The organism is Streptomyces sp. JJ36, assembly GCF_021696945.1.
Taxonomy (GTDB): domain Bacteria; phylum Actinomycetota; class Actinomycetes; order Streptomycetales; family Streptomycetaceae; genus Streptomyces.
The window spans coordinates 1-17,387 of the sequence record NZ_JACYHE010000078.1; the positions used below are offsets into that span (position 1 = coordinate 1).

General features: G+C 74.8%; 15 protein-coding genes. 14 read left to right on the forward strand and 1 reads right to left on the reverse strand.

The annotated features are described in order from the left end of the window. The 7 genes from HOY81_RS22810 to HOY81_RS22840 form a co-directional block, all read left to right on the forward strand. Positions 1-1,540: DUF5941 domain-containing protein (locus tag HOY81_RS22810; RefSeq protein WP_237322494.1), on the forward strand; the 1,540-nt coding region annotated here is incomplete at its 5' end. After that, positions 1,537-2,292: a sugar phosphate nucleotidyltransferase gene (locus HOY81_RS22815; protein ID WP_237322496.1), complete on the forward strand. Its 756-nt coding sequence runs from the start codon at positions 1,537-1,539 to the stop codon at positions 2,290-2,292. The genes HOY81_RS22810 and HOY81_RS22815, both read left to right, overlap by 4 nt. Then, positions 2,280-3,344, forward strand: coding sequence for an iron-containing alcohol dehydrogenase family protein (locus HOY81_RS22820; RefSeq protein ID WP_237322497.1), 1,065 nt, complete (start codon positions 2,280-2,282; stop codon positions 3,342-3,344). The genes HOY81_RS22815 and HOY81_RS22820 overlap by 13 nt, the downstream gene beginning before the upstream one ends. Next, entirely contained in the window at positions 3,322-4,104 is a 783-nt protein-coding gene (locus HOY81_RS22825) for a CDP-alcohol phosphatidyltransferase family protein (protein WP_237322499.1), read from the forward strand. Before HOY81_RS22820 ends, HOY81_RS22825 begins: the two co-directional genes overlap by 23 nt. Positions 4,105-4,124: 20 nt before the next feature. Beyond that, positions 4,125-4,997 (forward strand): glycosyltransferase family 2 protein, encoded by an 873-nt coding sequence (locus HOY81_RS22830; RefSeq protein ID WP_237322535.1) that lies wholly within the window; start codon positions 4,125-4,127, stop codon positions 4,995-4,997. A 62-nt stretch (positions 4,998-5,059) separates the two neighbouring features. Continuing rightward, positions 5,060-5,998 (forward strand): ABC transporter permease, encoded by a 939-nt coding sequence (locus tag HOY81_RS22835; RefSeq protein WP_237322501.1) that lies wholly within the window; start codon positions 5,060-5,062, stop codon positions 5,996-5,998. Continuing rightward, on the forward strand, positions 5,985-6,791 hold the full coding sequence (locus HOY81_RS22840) for an ABC transporter ATP-binding protein (RefSeq protein ID WP_237322503.1): 807 nt from the start codon (positions 5,985-5,987) through the stop codon (positions 6,789-6,791). Before HOY81_RS22835 ends, HOY81_RS22840 begins: the two co-directional genes overlap by 14 nt. Positions 6,792-6,905: 114 nt before the next feature. Here the strand turns inward: HOY81_RS22840 and HOY81_RS22845 are convergent, their stop codons facing one another. Beyond that, on the reverse strand, positions 6,906-9,176 hold the full coding sequence (locus tag HOY81_RS22845) for an MMPL family transporter (protein ID WP_237322504.1): 2,271 nt from the start codon (positions 9,174-9,176) through the stop codon (positions 6,906-6,908). An 86-nt stretch (positions 9,177-9,262) separates the two neighbouring features. Here HOY81_RS22845 and HOY81_RS22850 point away from each other — a divergent pair, with 86 nt between their 5' ends. From HOY81_RS22850 to HOY81_RS22880, 7 genes are all read left to right on the forward strand, one after another. Next, positions 9,263-9,961 carry a TetR/AcrR family transcriptional regulator gene (locus HOY81_RS22850; protein WP_237322505.1) on the forward strand — a complete coding sequence of 233 codons (699 nt, stop codon included), beginning with the start codon at positions 9,263-9,265 and terminating at the stop codon, positions 9,959-9,961. 156 nt (positions 9,962-10,117) lie between these two features. Then, on the forward strand, positions 10,118-11,014 hold the full coding sequence (hpnC, locus tag HOY81_RS22855) for a squalene synthase HpnC (RefSeq protein ID WP_237322507.1): 897 nt from the start codon (positions 10,118-10,120) through the stop codon (positions 11,012-11,014). Positions 11,015-11,021: 7 nt separating this feature from the next. Then, on the forward strand, positions 11,022-11,978 hold the full coding sequence (gene hpnD, locus HOY81_RS22860) for a presqualene diphosphate synthase HpnD (protein ID WP_237322509.1): 957 nt from the start codon (positions 11,022-11,024) through the stop codon (positions 11,976-11,978). Continuing rightward, positions 11,975-13,429, forward strand: coding sequence for a hydroxysqualene dehydroxylase HpnE (gene hpnE / locus HOY81_RS22865; protein WP_237322511.1), 1,455 nt, complete (start codon positions 11,975-11,977; stop codon positions 13,427-13,429). Before hpnD ends, hpnE begins: the two co-directional genes overlap by 4 nt. After that, complete coding sequence (locus HOY81_RS22870; RefSeq protein ID WP_237322513.1) at positions 13,426-14,592, forward strand: polyprenyl synthetase family protein; 1,167 nt, start codon at positions 13,426-13,428, stop codon at positions 14,590-14,592. Before hpnE ends, HOY81_RS22870 begins: the two co-directional genes overlap by 4 nt. Positions 14,593-14,711: 119 nt before the next feature. Next, positions 14,712-16,754, forward strand: a complete 2,043-nt coding sequence (gene shc, locus HOY81_RS22875; RefSeq protein WP_237322515.1) for a squalene--hopene cyclase — start codon at positions 14,712-14,714, stop codon at positions 16,752-16,754. Next, positions 16,751-17,383 carry a 1-hydroxy-2-methyl-2-butenyl 4-diphosphate reductase gene (locus HOY81_RS22880; RefSeq protein ID WP_237322517.1) on the forward strand — a complete coding sequence of 211 codons (633 nt, stop codon included), beginning with the start codon at positions 16,751-16,753 and terminating at the stop codon, positions 17,381-17,383. The genes shc and HOY81_RS22880 overlap by 4 nt, the downstream gene beginning before the upstream one ends. Positions 17,384-17,387 lie beyond the last annotated feature (4 nt).

Consider the following 17,387-nt stretch of genomic DNA (forward strand, 5'->3'; position numbering starts at 1 on the left):
CGCGGTCGGGCCGGACACGCCGCCGGAGGCGCGCCGCCCGGCCACCGTGGCCGGGCCGCTGCCGGACGCCCTCGTCGCGGGGCTGGAGGCCGGCGGTCACCGCGTGCACCGGCCCGAACTCGGCACCCTGGTCGCCGCCGTGCCGGGGGACCCGGAGGCCCGCCGGGCGGCGGACGCCGCCGTGGCCGCCGTCGACGAGGAGGCCGTGCGGCTGCGTTCGGCCGTGAAATCCCGGGACGGCTTCTTCACCACCTTCTGCGTCAGCCCCTACTCCCGCCACCTCGCCCGCTGGTGCGCCCGGCGCGGCCTCACCCCGAACCAGGTGACCACCGCGTCCCTGGTGACCGCGCTGATCGCCGCCGCCTGCGCGGCCACCGGGAGCCGCGGCGGCTTCGTCGCCGCCGGCGTCCTGCTGCTCGGCTCGTTCGTGCTCGACTGCACCGACGGCCAGCTCGCCCGCTACGCCCTGCGCTACTCGACCCTCGGCGCCTGGCTGGACGCCACCTTCGACCGGGCCAAGGAGTACGCCTTCTACGCCGGACTGGCGGTGGGCGCCGCCCGCGCCGGGGACGACGTGTGGGCGCTCGCCCTCGGCGCGATGGTGCTGCAGACGGTGCGGCACGTGGTGGACTTCGCCTTCACCGAGGCCAACCACGACGCCACCGCCAACACCAGCCCCACCGCCGCCCTCTCCGGCCGGCTGGACGGCGTCGGCTGGACGGTCTGGCTCCGCCGTATGATCATCCTGCCGATCGGTGAACGCTGGGCCCTCATCGCGGTGCTGACCGCCTGCACCACACCACGGGTGACGTTCCTGGCGCTGCTCGCCGGATCCGCCTTCGCCGCCTGCTACACCACCGCGGGCCGGGTGCTGCGCTCGGTCACCCGCCGGGCGCGCCGCACCGACCGCGCCGCCCGGGCCCTGGCCGACCTGGCCGGCAGCGGCCCGCTCGCCGCCGCGGTGGCCCGCGTCGTACGCGGCGCCGTGCCGCCCGCGGTCGTGGCGCCGGCCGCGGTCGCCGGCGCCCTCGCGGTGACCGGAACCGCGCTGTGGGCGCCGTTCGGGAGCTGGTGGCCGGTGGTCGCGGCGGCCGGTTACGCGGTGACCTCGGGGGTGGCCGTCGCCCGGCCGCTCCGCGGACCGCTGGACTGGCTGGTGCCGCCGGTGCTCCGCGCCGCCGAGTACACGACGATCCTGGTGCTCGCCGCGCGTTCGGAGGTGAACGGCGCCTTGCCGGCCGCTTATGGCCTGGTTGCCGCGGTCGCCTACCATCACTACGACACGGTGTACCGCATCCGCGGCGGCACCGGGGCGCCACCGGCCCGGCTGGTGCGCGCGATCGGGGGGCACGAAGGGCGGACGCTGGCGGTCGCCGCCGCTGCCGCCGTCCTCGGGCCGGGGGGTTCAGGCCAAGGCTTCACGCTTGCGTTGACCGCGTTCGCTGTGGTCATCGCGGCCGCGGTGCTCGTCGAGAGCATCCGCTTCTGGGTGTCCTCCGGGGCGCCCGCCGTACACGACGAATCAGGAGAACCCGCATGATCGGCCTCGTGCTGGCCGCCGGCGCCGGACGGCGTCTGCGCCCCTACACCGACACCCTGCCCAAGGCTCTGGTGCCGGTGGGCCCGAGAGAGGACGGCGAGGACGCCAAGACCGTCCTCGACCTGACTCTGGCCAACTTCGCAGAGGTCGGCCTGACCGATGTCGCCGTGGTCGTCGGGTACCGCAAGGAGGCCGTGTACGAGCGCAAGGCCGCGCTGGAGCAGAAGTACGGCGTCACCCTCACCCTGATCGACAACGACAAGGCCGAGGAGTGGAACAACGCCTACTCCCTGTGGTGCGCCCGTGAGGTCCTGAAGCAGGGCGCGGTGCTCGCCAACGGCGACACCGTGCACCCCGTCTCCGTGGAGAAGTCGCTGCTGGCGGCCCGCGGCCAGGGGCAGAAGATCATCCTCGCGCTGGACACCGTGAAGCACCTCGCCGACGAGGAGATGAAGGTCGTCTCCGCCCCGGAGCACGGTGTGCGGCGGATCACCAAGCTGATGGACCCCGCCGAGGCGACCGGCGAGTACATCGGTGTCACCCTGATCGAGCCGGAGGCCGCCGAGGAGCTGGCCGACGCCCTGCAGGCCACCTTCGAGCGCGACCCGGACCTCTACTACGAGGACGGCTACCAGGAGCTGGTGAACCGCGGCTTCCGGGTGGACACCGCGCCCATCGGCGACGTCGACTGGGTCGAGATCGACAACCACGAGGATCTCGCCAGGGGCCGGGAGATCGCATGCCGGTACTGACCCGACTGATCCCGTCCCCGCTGACGGTCGACATCCGGGCCGGCGCCCTCGACGATCTGGCCGGGCTCCTGGCCGACCAGCGCATCTCCCCCTCCGGCAAGCTGGCGGTGGCCATCAGCCCCCGCTCCGGGCAGGCGCTGCGCGACCGGCTGGCCCCGGCGCTCCCCGGCGCCGACTGGTTCGACGACGCCGACGGCACCATCGACGGCGCCGTACGGCTCGCCGACGCCGTCAAGAAGTCCGGGCGCTACGACGCGGTCGTCGGCCTCGGCGGCGGCAAGGTGATCGACTCGGCCAAGTACGCCGCGGCCCGGGTGGGGCTGCCCATGGTCGCCGTCGCCACCAACCTCGCCAACGACGGCCTCTGCTCCCCGGTCTCCACCCTGGACAACGACGCGGGCCGGGGCTCCTACGGCGTGCCGAACCCGATCGCCATCGTCATCGACCTCGACATCATCCGCGAGGCCCCGGTCCGCTACGTGCGGGCGGGGATCGGCGACGCGATCAGCAACCTCTCCGCCGTCGCCGACTGGGAGCTGTCGCACCGCGAGACGGGCGAGGCCTTCGAGGGGCTGGCCGCGGCCATGGCCCGCAGCGCCGGGGACTCCGTGCTGCGGCACCCCGGCGGCATCGGCGACGACGACTTCCTCGTCGTCTACGCCGAGGCGCTGGTGCTCACCGGCATCTCCATGTCGATCGCCGGGGACAGCCGGCCGGCCTCCGGAGCCTGCCACGAGATCTGCCACGCCCTGGACCTGCTCTACCCGAAGCGTTCCGCCCTGCACGGCGAACAGTGCGGTCTGGGCGCCGCGTTCGCCATGCACCTGCGGGGCGCGCGGGAGGAGTCGGCACTGATCGCGAGCGTGCTGCGGCGGCACGGGCTGCCCGTGCTGCCCGGCGAGATCGGCTTCGGGGAGGACGAGTTCGTCAAGGCGGTGGAGTTCGCACCGCAGACCCGCCCCGGCCGCTACACGATCCTCGAGCACCTCGACCTGTCCACCGACCAGATCAGGGACGCGTACGCCGACTATGCAGAAGCCATCGGTAGCTGAACTCCGCCCGGTCGTCCATCCCGAGGGGGTCAAGGACCGGCGCAGCGGCGAGCACTGGGCCGGGCGGCTCTACATGCGGGAGCTGTCGCTCCGCTGCGACCCGTATCTGGTCAACACCCGGATCACCCCCAACCAGCTCACCCATCTGATGGTCGTGGCGGGGGTCCTGGCCGGTGCGGCGCTGCTGGTGCCGGGCCTGACCGGGGCGCTCGCCGGTGCGCTGCTGATCCAGCTCTACCTGCTGCTGGACTGCGTGGACGGCGAGGTCGCGCGGTGGCGCGGCCAGACCTCCGTCACCGGCGTCTACCTGGACCGGATCGGGCACTACCTGGCCGAGGCCGCGCTGCTGACCGGCTTCGGTCTGCGGGCCGCGGACCTGTTCCGCAGCGAGGGCGGCACCGACTGGATGTGGGCCTTCCTGGGCACCGTGGCCGCACTGGGCGCCGTCCTCATCAAGGCCGAGACGGACCTGGTGGACGTCGCCCGCACGCGCAGCGGACTGCCGGCGGTGCGCGACGAGGCCGCGGTGCCGCGCTCCTCCGGGCTGGCGCTGGCCCGCCGGGCGGCCGCGGCGCTGAAGTTCCACCGCCTGGTCGGCGGCGTCGAGGCCTCGCTGCTGATCCTGCTGGCGGCCGTGCTGGACCTGTTCGGCGACGGGCTGTTCTTCACCCGTCTCGGCGTGGCGGTGCTGGCCGGCATCGCCGTCCTGCAGACCGTGCTGCACCTGGTGTCCGTCCTCGCGTCGAGCAGGCTGAAATGAGCGCCCCCGACAGCAGGCCGCTGCGCCTCGGGGCGGTCGTCCTGACCATGGGCAACCGCCCCGAGGAGCTGCGCGCGCTGCTCGACTCGGTCGCCAAGCAGGACGGCGAGCCGGTCGAGATCGTCGTGGTGGGCAACGGCGCGCCGTTGCCCGAGCTGCCGGCAGGTGTACGGACGGTCGAGCTTCCGGAGAACCTCGGCATCCCCGGCGGGCGGAACGTCGGTGTCGAGGCGTTCGGGCCGGGCGGCCGGGACGTGGACGTGCTGCTCTTCCTGGACGACGACGGGCTGCTGCCGCGCACCGACACCGCGGAGCTCTGCCGGGAGGCGTTCGCCGCCGACCCGGGGCTGGGGATCGTCAGCTTCCGCATCGCGGACCCGGACACCGGCGAGACCCAGCGCCGGCACGTGCCGCGGCTCCGCTCCGCGGACCCGCTGCGCTCCTCCCGGGTCACCAGCTTCCTGGGCGGTGCCGCCGCGGTGCGTACCGCGGTGTTCGCCCAGGTCGGCGGGTTGCCGGGGGAGTTCTTCTACGCCCACGAGGAGACCGACCTGGCCTGGCGGGCGCTGGACGCCGGGTGGTCCGTCGACTACCGCGCCGACCTGGTGCTGCACCATCCCACCACCTCGCCCAGCCGGCACGCGGTCTACCACCGCATGGTCGCCCGGAACCGCGTCTGGCTCGCCCGCCGCAACCTGCCCGCCCCGCTGGTCCCGGTCTACCCGGGCGTCTGGCTGCTGCTCACCCTCGCCCGGCGCCCGTCCCGGCCGGCGCTGCGGGCCTGGCTCGGCGGCTTCAAGGAGGGCTGGACGACCCCCTGCGGGCCGCGCCGGCCGATGCGCTGGCGTACGGTGTGGCGGCTGACCCGGCTGGGCCGCCCTCCCGTGATCTGACAAGCTCTGGTCTGAGAACATCAGAACCCGAGTCCGTGCTCAGTGAAGGACGACGTTTCAACGTGAGCGAGACAACGCACGACGGTGCGGTCGCCGTGAACCCCCCGCCATCGCCCGACGACGGCCTGTCCCCGGCCGAGCTGGCCGCCAAGTACGGCCTCACGGTGAGCGGAGCACGGCCTCCCCTGACGGAGTACGTGCGCCAGTTGTGGTCCCGGCGGCACTTCATCCTCGCCTTCTCCCGGGCGAAGCTGCACGCGCAGTACAGCCAGGCGAGGCTCGGCCAGGTGTGGCAGGTGCTCACGCCCCTGCTGAACGCCACGGTCTACTTCTTCATCTTCGGCATCCTGCTCGGCGGGCGTGGCGGGATGGACAACACCGAGTACATCCCGTTCCTGGTCACCGGCGTGTTCCTGTGGACCTTCTCGCAGCAGTCGGTGATGACCGGCGTGCGGTCGATCTCCGGGAACCTGGGCCTGGTACGGGCGTTGCACTTCCCGCGGGCCTCGCTGCCGCTCTCGTTCGCGCTCCAGCAGCTCCAGCAGCTCCTCTTCTCCATGATCGTGCTGCTGGCGATCCTGCTCGGCTTCGGGCAGTACCCCAGCCCCGTGTGGGCGCTGGCGGTGCCGATCCTGGCCCTGCAGCTGGTCTTCAACTGCGGGCTGGCCCTGATCATGGCCCGGCTGGGCAGCAAGACCCCGGACCTGGCGCAGCTCATGCCGTTCGTGCTGCGCACCGTCATGTACGGCTCGGGCGTGCTCTTCCCGCTGGAGTACATGATGGAGCAGAAGGCCGGCGCCCCCGAGTGGCTGACCGAACTGGTGGCGGCCAACCCGATCGCGGTCTTTCTGGACCTGATGCGGAACGCCCTGATCGACGCGCCGCACCACACCGGCCTGGAGCAGGTGGACTGGCTGCTGGCCGGTGCCTGGGCGCTGGTCGTGGGCGTCGGCGGATTTGTGTTCTTCTGGAAGGCGGAGGAGCGTTATGGCCGTGGCTGAGCAGACCAGACAGACGCCGGAGGTCTCCGCGGACCCCCGGGTCCCCACGGTCATCGCCGAGGACCTGCACATCGTGTACCGGGTGAACGGCGCCAGGCGCGGCCGGGGCAGTGCGACCGCGGCCCTCAGCCGGATGTTCCGCCGGGGGCGGGAGCGCGGCGAGCGGACGGTGCACGCGGTCCGCGGGGTGAACTTCACGGCGTACCGGGGCGAGGCCATCGGGCTGATCGGCTCCAACGGCTCCGGCAAGTCCACGCTGCTGCGGGCCATCGCGGGCCTGCTGCCGGCCGAGAGCGGCCGGGTCTACACGGACGGCCAGCCCTCGCTGCTGGGCGTCAACGCCGCGCTGATGAACGACCTGACCGGCGAGCGGAACGTCGTACTCGGCGGCCTCGCGATGGGCATGACCCCGGAGCAGATCCGGGAGCGCTTCCAGAGCATCGTGGACTTCTCCGGGATCAACGAGAAGGGCGACTTCATCACGCTGCCGATGCGCACCTACTCCTCCGGCATGTCGGCCCGGCTGCGGTTCTCCATCGCGGCTGCCAAGGACCACGACGTGCTGATGATCGACGAGGCGCTGGCCACCGGCGACCACCGGTTCCGCAAGCGGTCCGAGCGCCGTATCCGGCAGCTCCGCAAGGAGGCCGGCACGGTCTTCCTGGTGAGCCACAACAACAAGTCCATCCGGGACACCTGTGACCGGGTGCTCTGGCTGGAGCACGGCGAGCTGCGCATGGACGGGCCCACGGAGGACGTGCTCGCCGAGTACGAGAAGTTCACCAGCAAGTAGTCCCCGGGCGGGCCCGGCACCCGGGCGGGGCCGTCGCCCCCGGAGGACACGAGGGAGCCCCCGCGCCGCATGCGCGGGGGCTCCGCCGCGTCCGGGCCTGCCGGGGCGGGCCGCTCAGACCCCGGCCGGGGTCCGCTCCGGCAGGCGGGGGCCGGAGCCGTCCGTGCCGCTCCCGGGACCCCCGTCGTCCCCGGGGCCGCCCTCACCGGGCCCGCCGGGGCCACCCCCCTCGTCCAGCCCGATCCGGGCGTGCAGCCGCCGGAGGGCCCGGGGGGCGTACCAGGCCGTACGGCCCAGCAGCCGCATCGCCGCCGGAACCAGCACGCCGCGCACCGCGACCGCGTCGATGAGGATGGCGAGCCCGCTGCCGATGCCGAACATCTGCAGGAAGCTCACGCTCCCGGTGCCGAAGGCGAAGAAGCTCACCGCCAGCAGCCCGGCCGCCATGGTCACGATCCGGCCGGTGCGGGACAGGCCGCGGGTGACCGCGGTGCGGTCGTCGGCGCCCGCGTCGTGCAGCTCCTTGATCCTGCTGGTCACGAAGACCTCGTAGTCCATGGAGAGGCCGAAGACGATGCAGAAGAGCAGCACCGTCATCGACGTGTCCATGGGCATGGGGGTGAAACCGAGCACCGAGGACAGGTGCCCGTCCTGGAAGATCCACACCATGGCGCCGATCGCCGCGGTCAGGCTCACGGTGTTCAGTACCAGGGCGCGCAGCGGCTGCACCACACTGCCGGTGAAGAGGAACAGCAGCAGGAAGGTGGAGCCGACGACCATCGCGATCGCGGCGGGCAGCCGGTCGCCGATGGCCTGCCTGGTGTCCACCAGCTCGGCGTCCGCGCCGCCGACCAGCACCTCGGCGCCGCCGGGGCCGGGGACGTCGCGGACCTCGCGGACCAGGTCCTGGGCGGCGTCCGAGGCGGGCGGGACGTCCGGGACCACGGTGAGCCGCTGGGCGTCGGGGCGGGCGAGGGCCTGTGCGGCAGGTCCCGGCGGGGCCGCACCGCCGTCGGAGTAGGTGCCGCTGGACGCCTGCACCCGGGCGACGCCGTCGAGCCGGGAGAGCCGTTCGGCGTACGGGTCCAGCTCCCCGGCCGGGACCGGTCCCGTGGTGACGAGCTGGAGCGCGTCGGCGTCGTTGCCGGGGAAGCCGTCGGCCACCGCGTCGGCCACCTGCCGGCTCTCCGCCTTCTCCGGCAGCACCCGTTCGTCCGGGGTGCCGAAGGTGGCGCCCAGCAGCGGGCTCGCGGCCACCAGCAGGACCGCCAGCACGGGCAGCGCGGTCAGCGCCGGGCGGCGCATGACCGTACGGGCGAGGCGGCCCCAGAACGGGGCGTCCGGGCGGCGTACGGCCTGCGCCCAGGGCAGCCGGCCGCTGTTGACCCGGTGCCCGAGCAGCGCCAGCAGCGCGGGCACCACGACCAGCGCGGCCAGCGCGGCGATGGCGACCACGCCGATGCCGGCATAGGCGAAGGAGCGCAGGAAGAAGGGCGGGAAGAGGAGCAGGGCGGCGAGCGCGGCGACCACCGTGGCGGCCGAGAAGGCGATGGTGCGGCCGGCGGTGCGCACGGTGGTGCGGAGGGCGTCCGGGACCTCGTCGCCCTCGGCGAGGCGCTCGCGGAAGCGGCTGACCAGCAGCAGTCCGTAGTCGATGCCCAGACCCAGGCCCAGTGCGGTGGCGAGGTTGATGGAGAAGACCGAGACGTCGGTGAGGCTGCCGAGCACGAAGAGCTCGGCGAAGGTGCCCAGGATGGCGATCAGCCCGATGGCGAGCGGCAGCAGCGCGGCCACCACGCTGCCGAACGCGAGGACCAGCAACACCAGGGTGACGGGCACCGCGACGGCCTCGGCCAGGGCCAGGTCCGCGGAGACCTGGTCGCTGATGTCGTTGCCGAGGGCGGCGAAGCCGCCGGCCTGCACCCGGAGCACGCCCTGGTCGCCGGTCCAGTCCTCGGTCACCCGCTCGGTGCGCTCGGAGACGGTGGTGCTGTCGCCCTCGACGTGGGCGAGGACCAGGGCCTGTTCGCCGTCCCCGGAGGTGAGGGCGGCGCCGGGGGAGTCCCAGTAGGAGACGACGTTGGCGACGTGCGGGGCGTCCGCGAGGCCCGTGGTCAGCTCCCGGGCGTCGGCGCGGGCCTGCGGCGAGTCCAGGCCGCCGCGGGCGGCCTCCACCAGCAGGACGAGGTTGGTGTCCCCGCCGAACTTCTCGTCGATGACCCGCTGGGCGCGGCTGGACGGTGCGCCGGGGTCCTCGAAACCCCCGGACTGGAGCTTCCCGAAGGCTCCGGTCCCGACGACCCCCATCGCCACCACGGCGACGAGGCCGAGAAGCAGCAGGGCGCGAGCACGGCGCAGGGCCAGCTCGGCCAGGCGAGACAGCATGGTGGCGTCCCCCTTCGATGTTGACGGCGTTAACATCGACTCTCGCAGTGAATGTTAATGCTGTCAACATCGGGCAGGATGGAGGTATGGAGGAGACCACCCCGCAGCGCGCGGCGCGCCCCGGCGCCAAGCCCGCCTATCACCACGGAGACCTGCGCAACGCCCTGGTCGAGGCCGCCACCGGGCTGGCCCGGGAGGGCGGACCCGACGCCGTGGTACTGCGGGCCGCGGCCCGCCGGGTCGGGGTCTCGCCCACCGCCGCCTACCGGCACTTCGCCGGGCAGAACGAGCTGCTCTACGCGGTGAAGGTGCGCGGCCAGCAGGCGCTCGCCGCCTGCATGACGGCCGAGGCGGACGCCGCCGCCCCCGCTGCGGGCGGGGCCGCGGAGCCGGAGGCGGCGGGCGACGTCCATGCGCGGCGGCTCGTCGGTCTCGGGCGCGGCTACCTCACCTTCGCGCTCCGGGAGCCGGGGCTCTTCCGTACGGCCTTCTGCTACCAGGCCGAGCCCACCGTCGGGGTCACCGCGGAGGGGGTGCCGCAGCCGGAGGGGGAGTGGGAGTTCCGGTCGATGGAGATGCTGGTGGAGACCCTCGACGGGCTGGCCGCCACCGGGCGCATGCCCGCCGCGCGGCGGCCGGGCGCCGAGGTCGCCGCCTGGTCGCTGGTGCACGGCCTGGCGGTGCTGCTGCTCGACGGTCCCTTCTCGCTCCTCACGGAGGAGCAGCGGGACGTCGCCGTCGACCGCGCCCTGGACACCCTGCTGGCCGGCTTCACCGCGCCCTGACCCGGCGCCCCGGACCGGCCGGCCGGGCGCCGACCGCGTGGTGGGCGTCTGGCATGTCCATCTCCCTGTGACCCGTGCGGCGTGTCCGAAATAGGCGTATATGGGGGTGACGGTGTAGAAACGACGTGTGACGGCAACGGCTCCAGGCGGTGCGCGGTGACCGCGGACACGTACGTCGGCAGCACGCTCGCCAAGGCCGCGCGCGAGAACTTCCCGGTCGCACCACGCTTCCTCCCCCGCGCCTGGCGGGCCGACCTCATGGCGGTCTACGGCTACGCCCGGCTCGTCGACGACATCGGCGACGGCGATCTCGACCCCGGCGGCGCCGACGCCGCCCGGCTGGGCGTCGCGCCGGAGGCCGCCGGGGACCCCGTCGCCCTGCTCGACGCCTTCGAGGCCGACCTGCGCCGCGTCTTCCGGCGCCCCGGGCTCGCCCCTTCCCACCCCCTGCTGGCGGCGCTGGTACCCACCGTCCGGCGCCACCGGCTCACGCCCGAGCCCTTCCTCGCGCTGATCGAGGCCAACCGGCAGGACCAGCGCGTCCGGCGGTACGCGAGCTTCGAGGACCTCGTCGCCTACTGCGAGCTCTCCGCCAACCCCGTCGGCCGGCTGGTGCTGGCGGTCACCGGCAGCACCACGCCCGAGCGCACCCGCCGCTCGGACGCCGTCTGCACCGGCCTCCAGCTCGTCGAGCACCTCCAGGACGTCGGCGAGGACCTCGCCGTGCGGGACCGCGTCTACCTCCCCGGCCGGGACATGGCCCGGTTCGCCGTCCGCGAGCGGGACCTGGCCGCCGCCCCCGCCGGCGCCGCGGTGCGTTCGCTCATCGCCTTCGAGGCCGACCGTGCGCACCGGCTCCTCGACGAAGGCCTCCCGCTCGTGCGCGGCGTCCACGGCCGGCTGCGGCTGCTGCTGGCCGGTTTCGTGGGCGGCGGCCGCGCCGCCCTGACCGCCATGCGCCGCGCGGGCTACGACGTGCTCTCCGCCCCGCCCGCTCCCACCAAGCCCAGCCTGCTGCGCGAGGCCGGGACGGCACTGCGAAGAAAGGGGTGACCGGACTGTGGCACCGGCCCAGCCCGACCGGCGGACCCCGCCGCCGGTCCTCGCCGCCTACGGCTACTGCGAAGCCGTCACCGGGCAGCAGGCCCGCAACTTCGCCTACGGCATCAGACTGCTGCCCGCCCCCAAGCGGCGGGCGATGTCCGCCCTGTACGCCTTCTCCCGCCGTGTCGACGACATCGGCGACGGCGATCTGGACCCCGTGGTCAAGGAGGCCCGGCTGGCGGACGCCCGGCAGCTCGTCGACCGGGTCCGCGAGGGCACGGTGCCGGAGGACGACACGGACCCGGTGGCGATCGCCCTCTGCCACGCCGCGCGGAGCCATCCCATCCCGCTCGGCGCCCTGGAGGAGCTGGTCGACGGCGTGCTGATGGACGTCCGCGGCCGCACCTACGACACCTGGGAACAGCTCGAGGTCTACTGCCGCTGCGTGGCCGGCGCCGTCGGTCGGCTGTCGCTCGGCGTCTTCGGCACCGTGGACGGCGGCGGCGCGCACGACACCCTGCGCGCCCCGGAGTACGCCGACACCCTGGGGCTGGCTCTGCAACTGACCAATATTCTCCGGGACTTGCGGGAAGACGCAGAGAACGGACGCACCTACCTGCCCACCGAGGACCTCGACAAGTTCGGCTGCTCCGGCGGCTTCCACACCGACTCGCCACCGCCCGGCGCGGACTTCGCCGGGCTGGTCCACTTCGAGGTGCGGCGCGCCCGCGCCCTGTTCGACGAGGGGTTCACCCTGCTGCCCATGCTCGACCGCCGCTCCGGCGCCTGCGTGGCCGCCATGGCCGGCATCTACCACCGCCTCCTCGACCGCATCGCCCGCGACCCCTGGTCCGTGCTGCGCGGCCGGGTGTCGCTGCCCGCCCGGGAGAAGGCCTGGGTCGCCCTGCGCGGCCTGGCCGGGCTCGACGCCCGCCGCCCGGCGCGCCGCGCCTCCGCCGGGACCGCCCGGTGACCGCCGGCGCCCCGCCGCCCCGGCCGTCGCCCGCACCCGGCGGCGGTCCGCGTACGGCCCTCGTCGCCGGCGGCGGCCTGGCCGGCGTCACCGCAGCGCTCCGGCTCGCCGAGGCGGGCTTCCGGGTCACCCTGGCCGAGGCCCGGCCGCGCCTGGGCGGCCTGGTCTTCTCCTTCCGCCGCGACTCACCGGCCGGGGAACTCGTCGTCGACAACGGGCAGCATGTGCACCTGCGCTGCTGCACGGCCTACCAGTGGCTGCTGGAACGCCTCGGCGGCACCGCGCTCTCGCCCCTCCAGCGGCGGCTGGACGTGCCCGTGCTGGACGCCGCACGCGGCCGCCTCGGGCGGCTGCGCCGGACCGCGCTGCCCGTCCCGCTGCACCTGGCCGCCTCCCTGGCGACCTACCCGCACCTGTCACCCGCCGAGCGGGTGGCCGCGGCCCGTGCCGCGCTCGCGCTGCGCTCCCTCGACCCCGCCGACCCGGCCCTGGACGGCGTCGACTTCGCCACCTGGCTGCGCCGGCACGGCCAGTCCGAGCGGGCCGTGGAGGCGCTGTGGGACCTGGTGGGCGTCGCGACGCTCAACGCCCGGGCCGCCGACGCCTCGCTCGGCCTGGCCGCCATGGTCTTCCGCACCGGGCTGCTCTCCGAACCGGGGGCCGCCGACATCGGCGTCAGCCGGGTGCCGCTCGGCGAGCTGCACGACCGGCTCACCCGCACGGCCCTGGACCGGGCCGGTGTCCGCACCCTGCTGCGCGCCCGGGTCCGCGCGGTCGCCCCCGATCCGGATGGGGGCTGGCGGGTGACCAGCGGGGAGGGCGACGGCCCCGGCACCGAACACCGGGCCGGCACGGTGGTGCTCGCGGTGCCGCCTCCGCAGGCGCACCGGCTGCTGCCCGACGGCGCGCTGCCGGCGCCCGGCCGGCTGCGGGAGCTCGGCACCGCCCCGATCCTCAACCTCCACGTGGTCTACGACCGCCGGGTGCTGCACCGGCCGTTCCTGGCCGCACTGGGCAGCCCGGTGCAGTGGATCTTCGACCGCACCGGAGCGGCGGGGCCGGCCGGCGGGGGCCAGTACCTGGCGCTCTCCCAGTCCGCCGCGCACCACGAGATCGACGAGCCGGTGGCCGCGTTGCGCAAGCGCTACCTCCCCGAGCTGGAGCGGCTGCTGCCCGCCGCCCGGGGGGCGGCGGTCCGGGACTTCTTCGTCACCCGGGAGCGCCACGCGACCTTCGCCCCCGTACCCGGGGTCGGCAGGCTGCGCCCGGTTGCCCGTACGCTCCTGCCAGGTGTCCTGCTCGCCGGCGCATGGACCGATACTGGCTGGCCAGCGACGATGGAGGGCGCCGTACGCAGCGGTCTCGCCGCCGCGCGGGAAGCTCTCGAGGACGCGGGCTGCCCGTACAGGGATGATTCACCGCACAGCACGGAGAGAAGGGCGGCGGCATGAGCACCACCACACACACCACGGGAGACCCAGTGACCCCGCCCGAAACGTCCGTATCCGGTCGTGCCCCCGGCACCGTACCGCCCGCCGGAGCCGGTACCCGGCCGCAGAGCGCCGACGGGATCGACGACGGCGTCGTCAGCGCCCTTCTGGAGCGCGGCCGGCGCCTGGCCACTCCGCACCTGCGTGCCGCGACCGAACGGCTGGCGCCACCGATGGACGCCGTCGCCGCCTATCACTTCGGGTGGACCGACGCCGACGGCCGGCCCGCCGAGGCCGACGGCGGCAAGGCCGTCCGCCCTTCCCTCGCCCTGCTCTCGGCCGAGGCGGCCGGCGCCCCCGCGGAGACCGGTCTGCCCGGCGCCGTGGCGGTGGAGCTGGTGCACAACTTCTCGCTGCTGCACGACGACCTGATGGACGGCGACGAGCAGCGCCGGCACCGGGACACCGTCTGGAAGGTCCACGGGCCCTCGCAGGCCATCCTGGTCGGCGACGCGCTGCTCGCCCTGGCCGGCGAGGTGCTGCTGGAGCGTGGCACCCCGGAGGCCGGCCGTGCCGCGCGGCGGCTCTCCACCGCCACCCGCCGGCTGATCGACGGGCAGGCCCAGGACATCTCCTTCGAGCACCGGGACCGGGTCACCGTCGCCGAGTGCCTGGAGATGGAGGGCAACAAGACGGCGGCCCTGCTCGCCTGCGCCACCTCCATCGGGGCCGTGCTCGGCGGCGCCGACGAGCGCAGCGCCGACGCGCTCGCCGACTACGGCGAGCACCTCGGGCTCGCCTTCCAGGCCGTGGACGACCTGCTCGGGATCTGGGGCGACCCGGACTCCACCGGTAAGCAGACCTGGAGCGACCTGAGGCAGCGGAAGAAGTCCCTGCCGGTGGTCGCCGCGCTGGACGCCCGCGGCCCGGCCGCCGAGCGGCTCGCGGAGCTGATGGCGGCCGACGCCACCAAGAGCCAGCGCGAGTTCGAGGACTTCGACGAGGCCGAGTTCGCCGCGCGGGCCGCGCTGATCGAGGAGGCCGGCGGCCGGACCTGGACCTCCGAGGAGGCCCGCCGCCGGCACGCCACCGCGCTGGAGGCGCTCGACCGCGTCGACATGCCGAAGGGCGTGCGTGACCAGCTCGTCGCGCTCGCCGACTTCGTGGTCGTACGCCGGCGCTGACGGCCCGGCCCGTGCCGCCGCCCGCGGGGTCGCGGCACGGGCCGCGGGCCCCGGCGGGCGTCCATCCGTGACCGGTCCCGGGCACCCCGCCTGAGGCGGCAACTGCGAAAGGGGAAGTGATGACAGCCACAGCCGACGGCGGGGCCGGACCCACGGCCGCGGAGGCGCCGCCCGGGAGCCTGCGGGTCCCGCGGGAACAGACCGTCACCACCCGTGCGGTGCTCTCGCCGCCCGGCCAGGCCGGACCGGTCACCCCCGAGCGCGCGGCCGCCCGCGCCGTGGAACACCTGCTGGCGCGGCAGGCCGACGCCGGCTGGTGGAAGGGCGACCTGGAGACCAACGTCACCATGGACGCCGAGGACCTGTTGCTGCGGCAGTTCCTCGGCATCCGGGACGCCCGCACCACGCAGGCGGCGGCGCGCTGGATCCGGGCGCAGCAGCGCGCGGACGGCGGCTGGGCCACCTTCCACGGCGGGCCGGTCGACCTCTCCACCACCGTGGAGGCGTACGTCGCGCTGCGGCTGGCCGGCGACCCGCCGGACGCCCCGCACATGTCCGCGGCGGCCGCCCGGGTCCGGGAGCGGGGCGGGGTCGCCCGCGCCCGGGTCTTCACCCGGATCTGGCTCGCGCTGTTCGGCTGGTGGCCCTGGGAGCGGCTGCCCGAGCTGCCGCCGGAGATGATCTATCTGCCGCGCTGGTTCCCGCTGAACCTCTACGCCTTCGGCCAGTGGGCCCGGCAGACCATCGTCCCGCTCACCGTCGTCTCCGCGCACCGCCCGGCGCGTCCCGCGCCCTTCCCGCTGGAGGAGCTGCACGCCGACCCGGCGCGCCCGGTGCCCGCCTCCCCGCCGGCACCGGTGACGAGCTGGGACGGCCTCTTCCAGCGGCTGGACCGCGCGCTGCACGGCTACCGCCGGGTCGCGGTCCGCCCGCTCCGCCGCGCCGCCCTGCGGGACGCCGCCCGCTGGATCGTGGAACGGCAGGAGAACGACGGCTGCTGGGGCGGCATCCAGCCGCCGGCGGTCTACTCCCTCATCGCCCTCCGGCTCCTCGGCTACGACCTGGACCACCCGGTGCTCCGCGCCGGGCTGGAGTCGCTGGACCGGTTCGCGGTGTGGAGCGAGGACGCCGAGGGCCGCCCGGTGCGGATGGTGGAGGCCTGCCAGTCGCCGGTCTGGGACACCTGCCTGGCGACGATCGCCCTGGCCGACGCCGGGCTGCCGACCGACCATCCCGCGCTGCTCAAGGCCGCCGACTGGATGCTGGGGGAGCAGACCGCCCGGCCGGGCGACTGGGCGGTGCGCAGACCGCAGCTCCCGCCCGGCGGCTGGGCCTTCGAGTTCCACAACGAGACCTACCCGGACATCGACGACACCGCCGAGGTCGTCCTCGCCCTGCGGCGGGTGCGCCACCCCGTCCCCGACCGGGTGGACGCCGCGGTGCGCCGCGCGGTGCGCTGGACGCTGGGCATGCAGTCACGGAACGGCGCCTGGGGCGCCTTCGACGCCGACAACACCAGCCCGTTCCCGAACCGCCTCCCGTTCTGCGACTTCGGCGAGGTCGTCGACCCGCCCTCGGCCGACGTCACCGCCCACGTCGTGGAGATGCTGGTCGACGAGGGCCTGGCGGACGACCCCCGCACCCGGCGTGCCGTCGCCTGGCTGCTGGCCGAGCAGGAGCCCTCCGGCTCCTGGTTCGGCCGCTGGGGCGTGAACCACCTGTACGGCACCGGCTCCGTGGTGCCCGCCCTGGTCGCGGCGGGCGTGCCCGGCTCCCATCCGGCCGTGCGCCGGGCCGTGGCCTGGCTGGAGCGGGTGCAGAACGAGGACGGCGGCTGGGGCGAGGACCTGCGCTCCTACCGCGACCCGGAGTGGGCCGGGCGCGGCGCCTCCACGCCGTCCCAGACCGCCTGGGCGCTACTGGCCCTGCTGGCGGCGGGGGAGCGGGAGTCCGCGGCCGTGGAGCGCGGCGTGGGCTGGCTCGCGCGCACCCAGCGTGCGGACGGTTCCTGGGACGAGCCGTACTTCACCGGCACCGGCTTCCCCTGGGACTTCTCCATCAACTACCACCTCTACCGCCTGGTCTTCCCGCTCACCGCCCTGGGCCGCTACCTGCACGGCGGCGGACCGGGCGGGGACCGCCGGGAGCGGGCCCGCGGATGACCCGGCCGGCCGGGCCGGCCGGTCCGCTGCTGATCGCCTGCGCGCTCGGCGTCGAGCGGCTCGCCCTGCGGCCCGTCCCGGCGGGCCCGGCCGGAGTGCTGCGGACCGGCATGGGGCCCCGGGCGGCGGAACGTTCCGTCGCCCGGGCCCTGCGCGGGGAGCCGGTGCCCGGCCGTACGGCGGTGGTCGCCACCGGCTTCTGCGCCGGCCTGCTGCCCGGCATGCGCCCCGGCGACCTGGTGGTCGCCGCGGAGACCCGGGATCTGGGCCCGCCCGTCCCCTGCCACGGGGCGGAGGGGCTGGGCGTGGCCCTGGCCCCGCTGGGCCGGGTGCACACCGGGCTGCTGGCGGGCGCGGACCGGGTGGTGCGCGGGAGCCCCTCGCGGGCCGTGCTGCGCGCCTCCGGGGCCGTCGCCGTCGACATGGAGTCCGCCGCCGTGCTGCGCACGGCCGTACGCGGCGCCCCGGCGCGCCGGGTTGCGGCCGTCCGGGTGGTGGTGGACGCTCCGGAGCATGAGCTAGTCCGGTTCGGGACGATCCGGGGAGGAATATCAGCATTCCGCGTGCTGCGTTCCGTCCTGCCCGTACTCCTCGACTGGCACCACAACCTGCTGCTCCCCCGGAGGTGAGCTC

Excerpts from the sequence above, each read along its gene's own strand:
- HOY81_RS22870 (WP_237322513.1), top strand. The coding sequence starts at position 13,426 with ATGAGCACCACCACACACACCACGGGAGACCCAGTGACCCCGCCCGAA.
- shc (WP_237322515.1), top strand. The coding sequence starts at position 14,712 with ATGACAGCCACAGCCGACGGCGGGGCCGGACCCACGGCCGCGGAGGCG.
- HOY81_RS22850 (WP_237322505.1), top strand. The coding sequence starts at position 9,263 with ATGGAGGAGACCACCCCGCAGCGCGCGGCGCGCCCCGGCGCCAAGCCC.
- HOY81_RS22840 (WP_237322503.1), top strand. The coding sequence starts at position 5,985 with ATGGCCGTGGCTGAGCAGACCAGACAGACGCCGGAGGTCTCCGCGGAC.
- HOY81_RS22825 (WP_237322499.1), top strand. The coding sequence starts at position 3,322 with ATGCAGAAGCCATCGGTAGCTGAACTCCGCCCGGTCGTCCATCCCGAG.
- HOY81_RS22815 (WP_237322496.1), top strand. The coding sequence starts at position 1,537 with ATGATCGGCCTCGTGCTGGCCGCCGGCGCCGGACGGCGTCTGCGCCCC.
- HOY81_RS22820 (WP_237322497.1), top strand. The coding sequence starts at position 2,280 with ATGCCGGTACTGACCCGACTGATCCCGTCCCCGCTGACGGTCGACATC.
- HOY81_RS22845 (WP_237322504.1), bottom strand. The coding sequence starts at position 9,176 with ATGCTGTCTCGCCTGGCCGAGCTGGCCCTGCGCCGTGCTCGCGCCCTG.
- HOY81_RS22880 (WP_237322517.1), top strand. The coding sequence starts at position 16,751 with ATGACCCGGCCGGCCGGGCCGGCCGGTCCGCTGCTGATCGCCTGCGCG.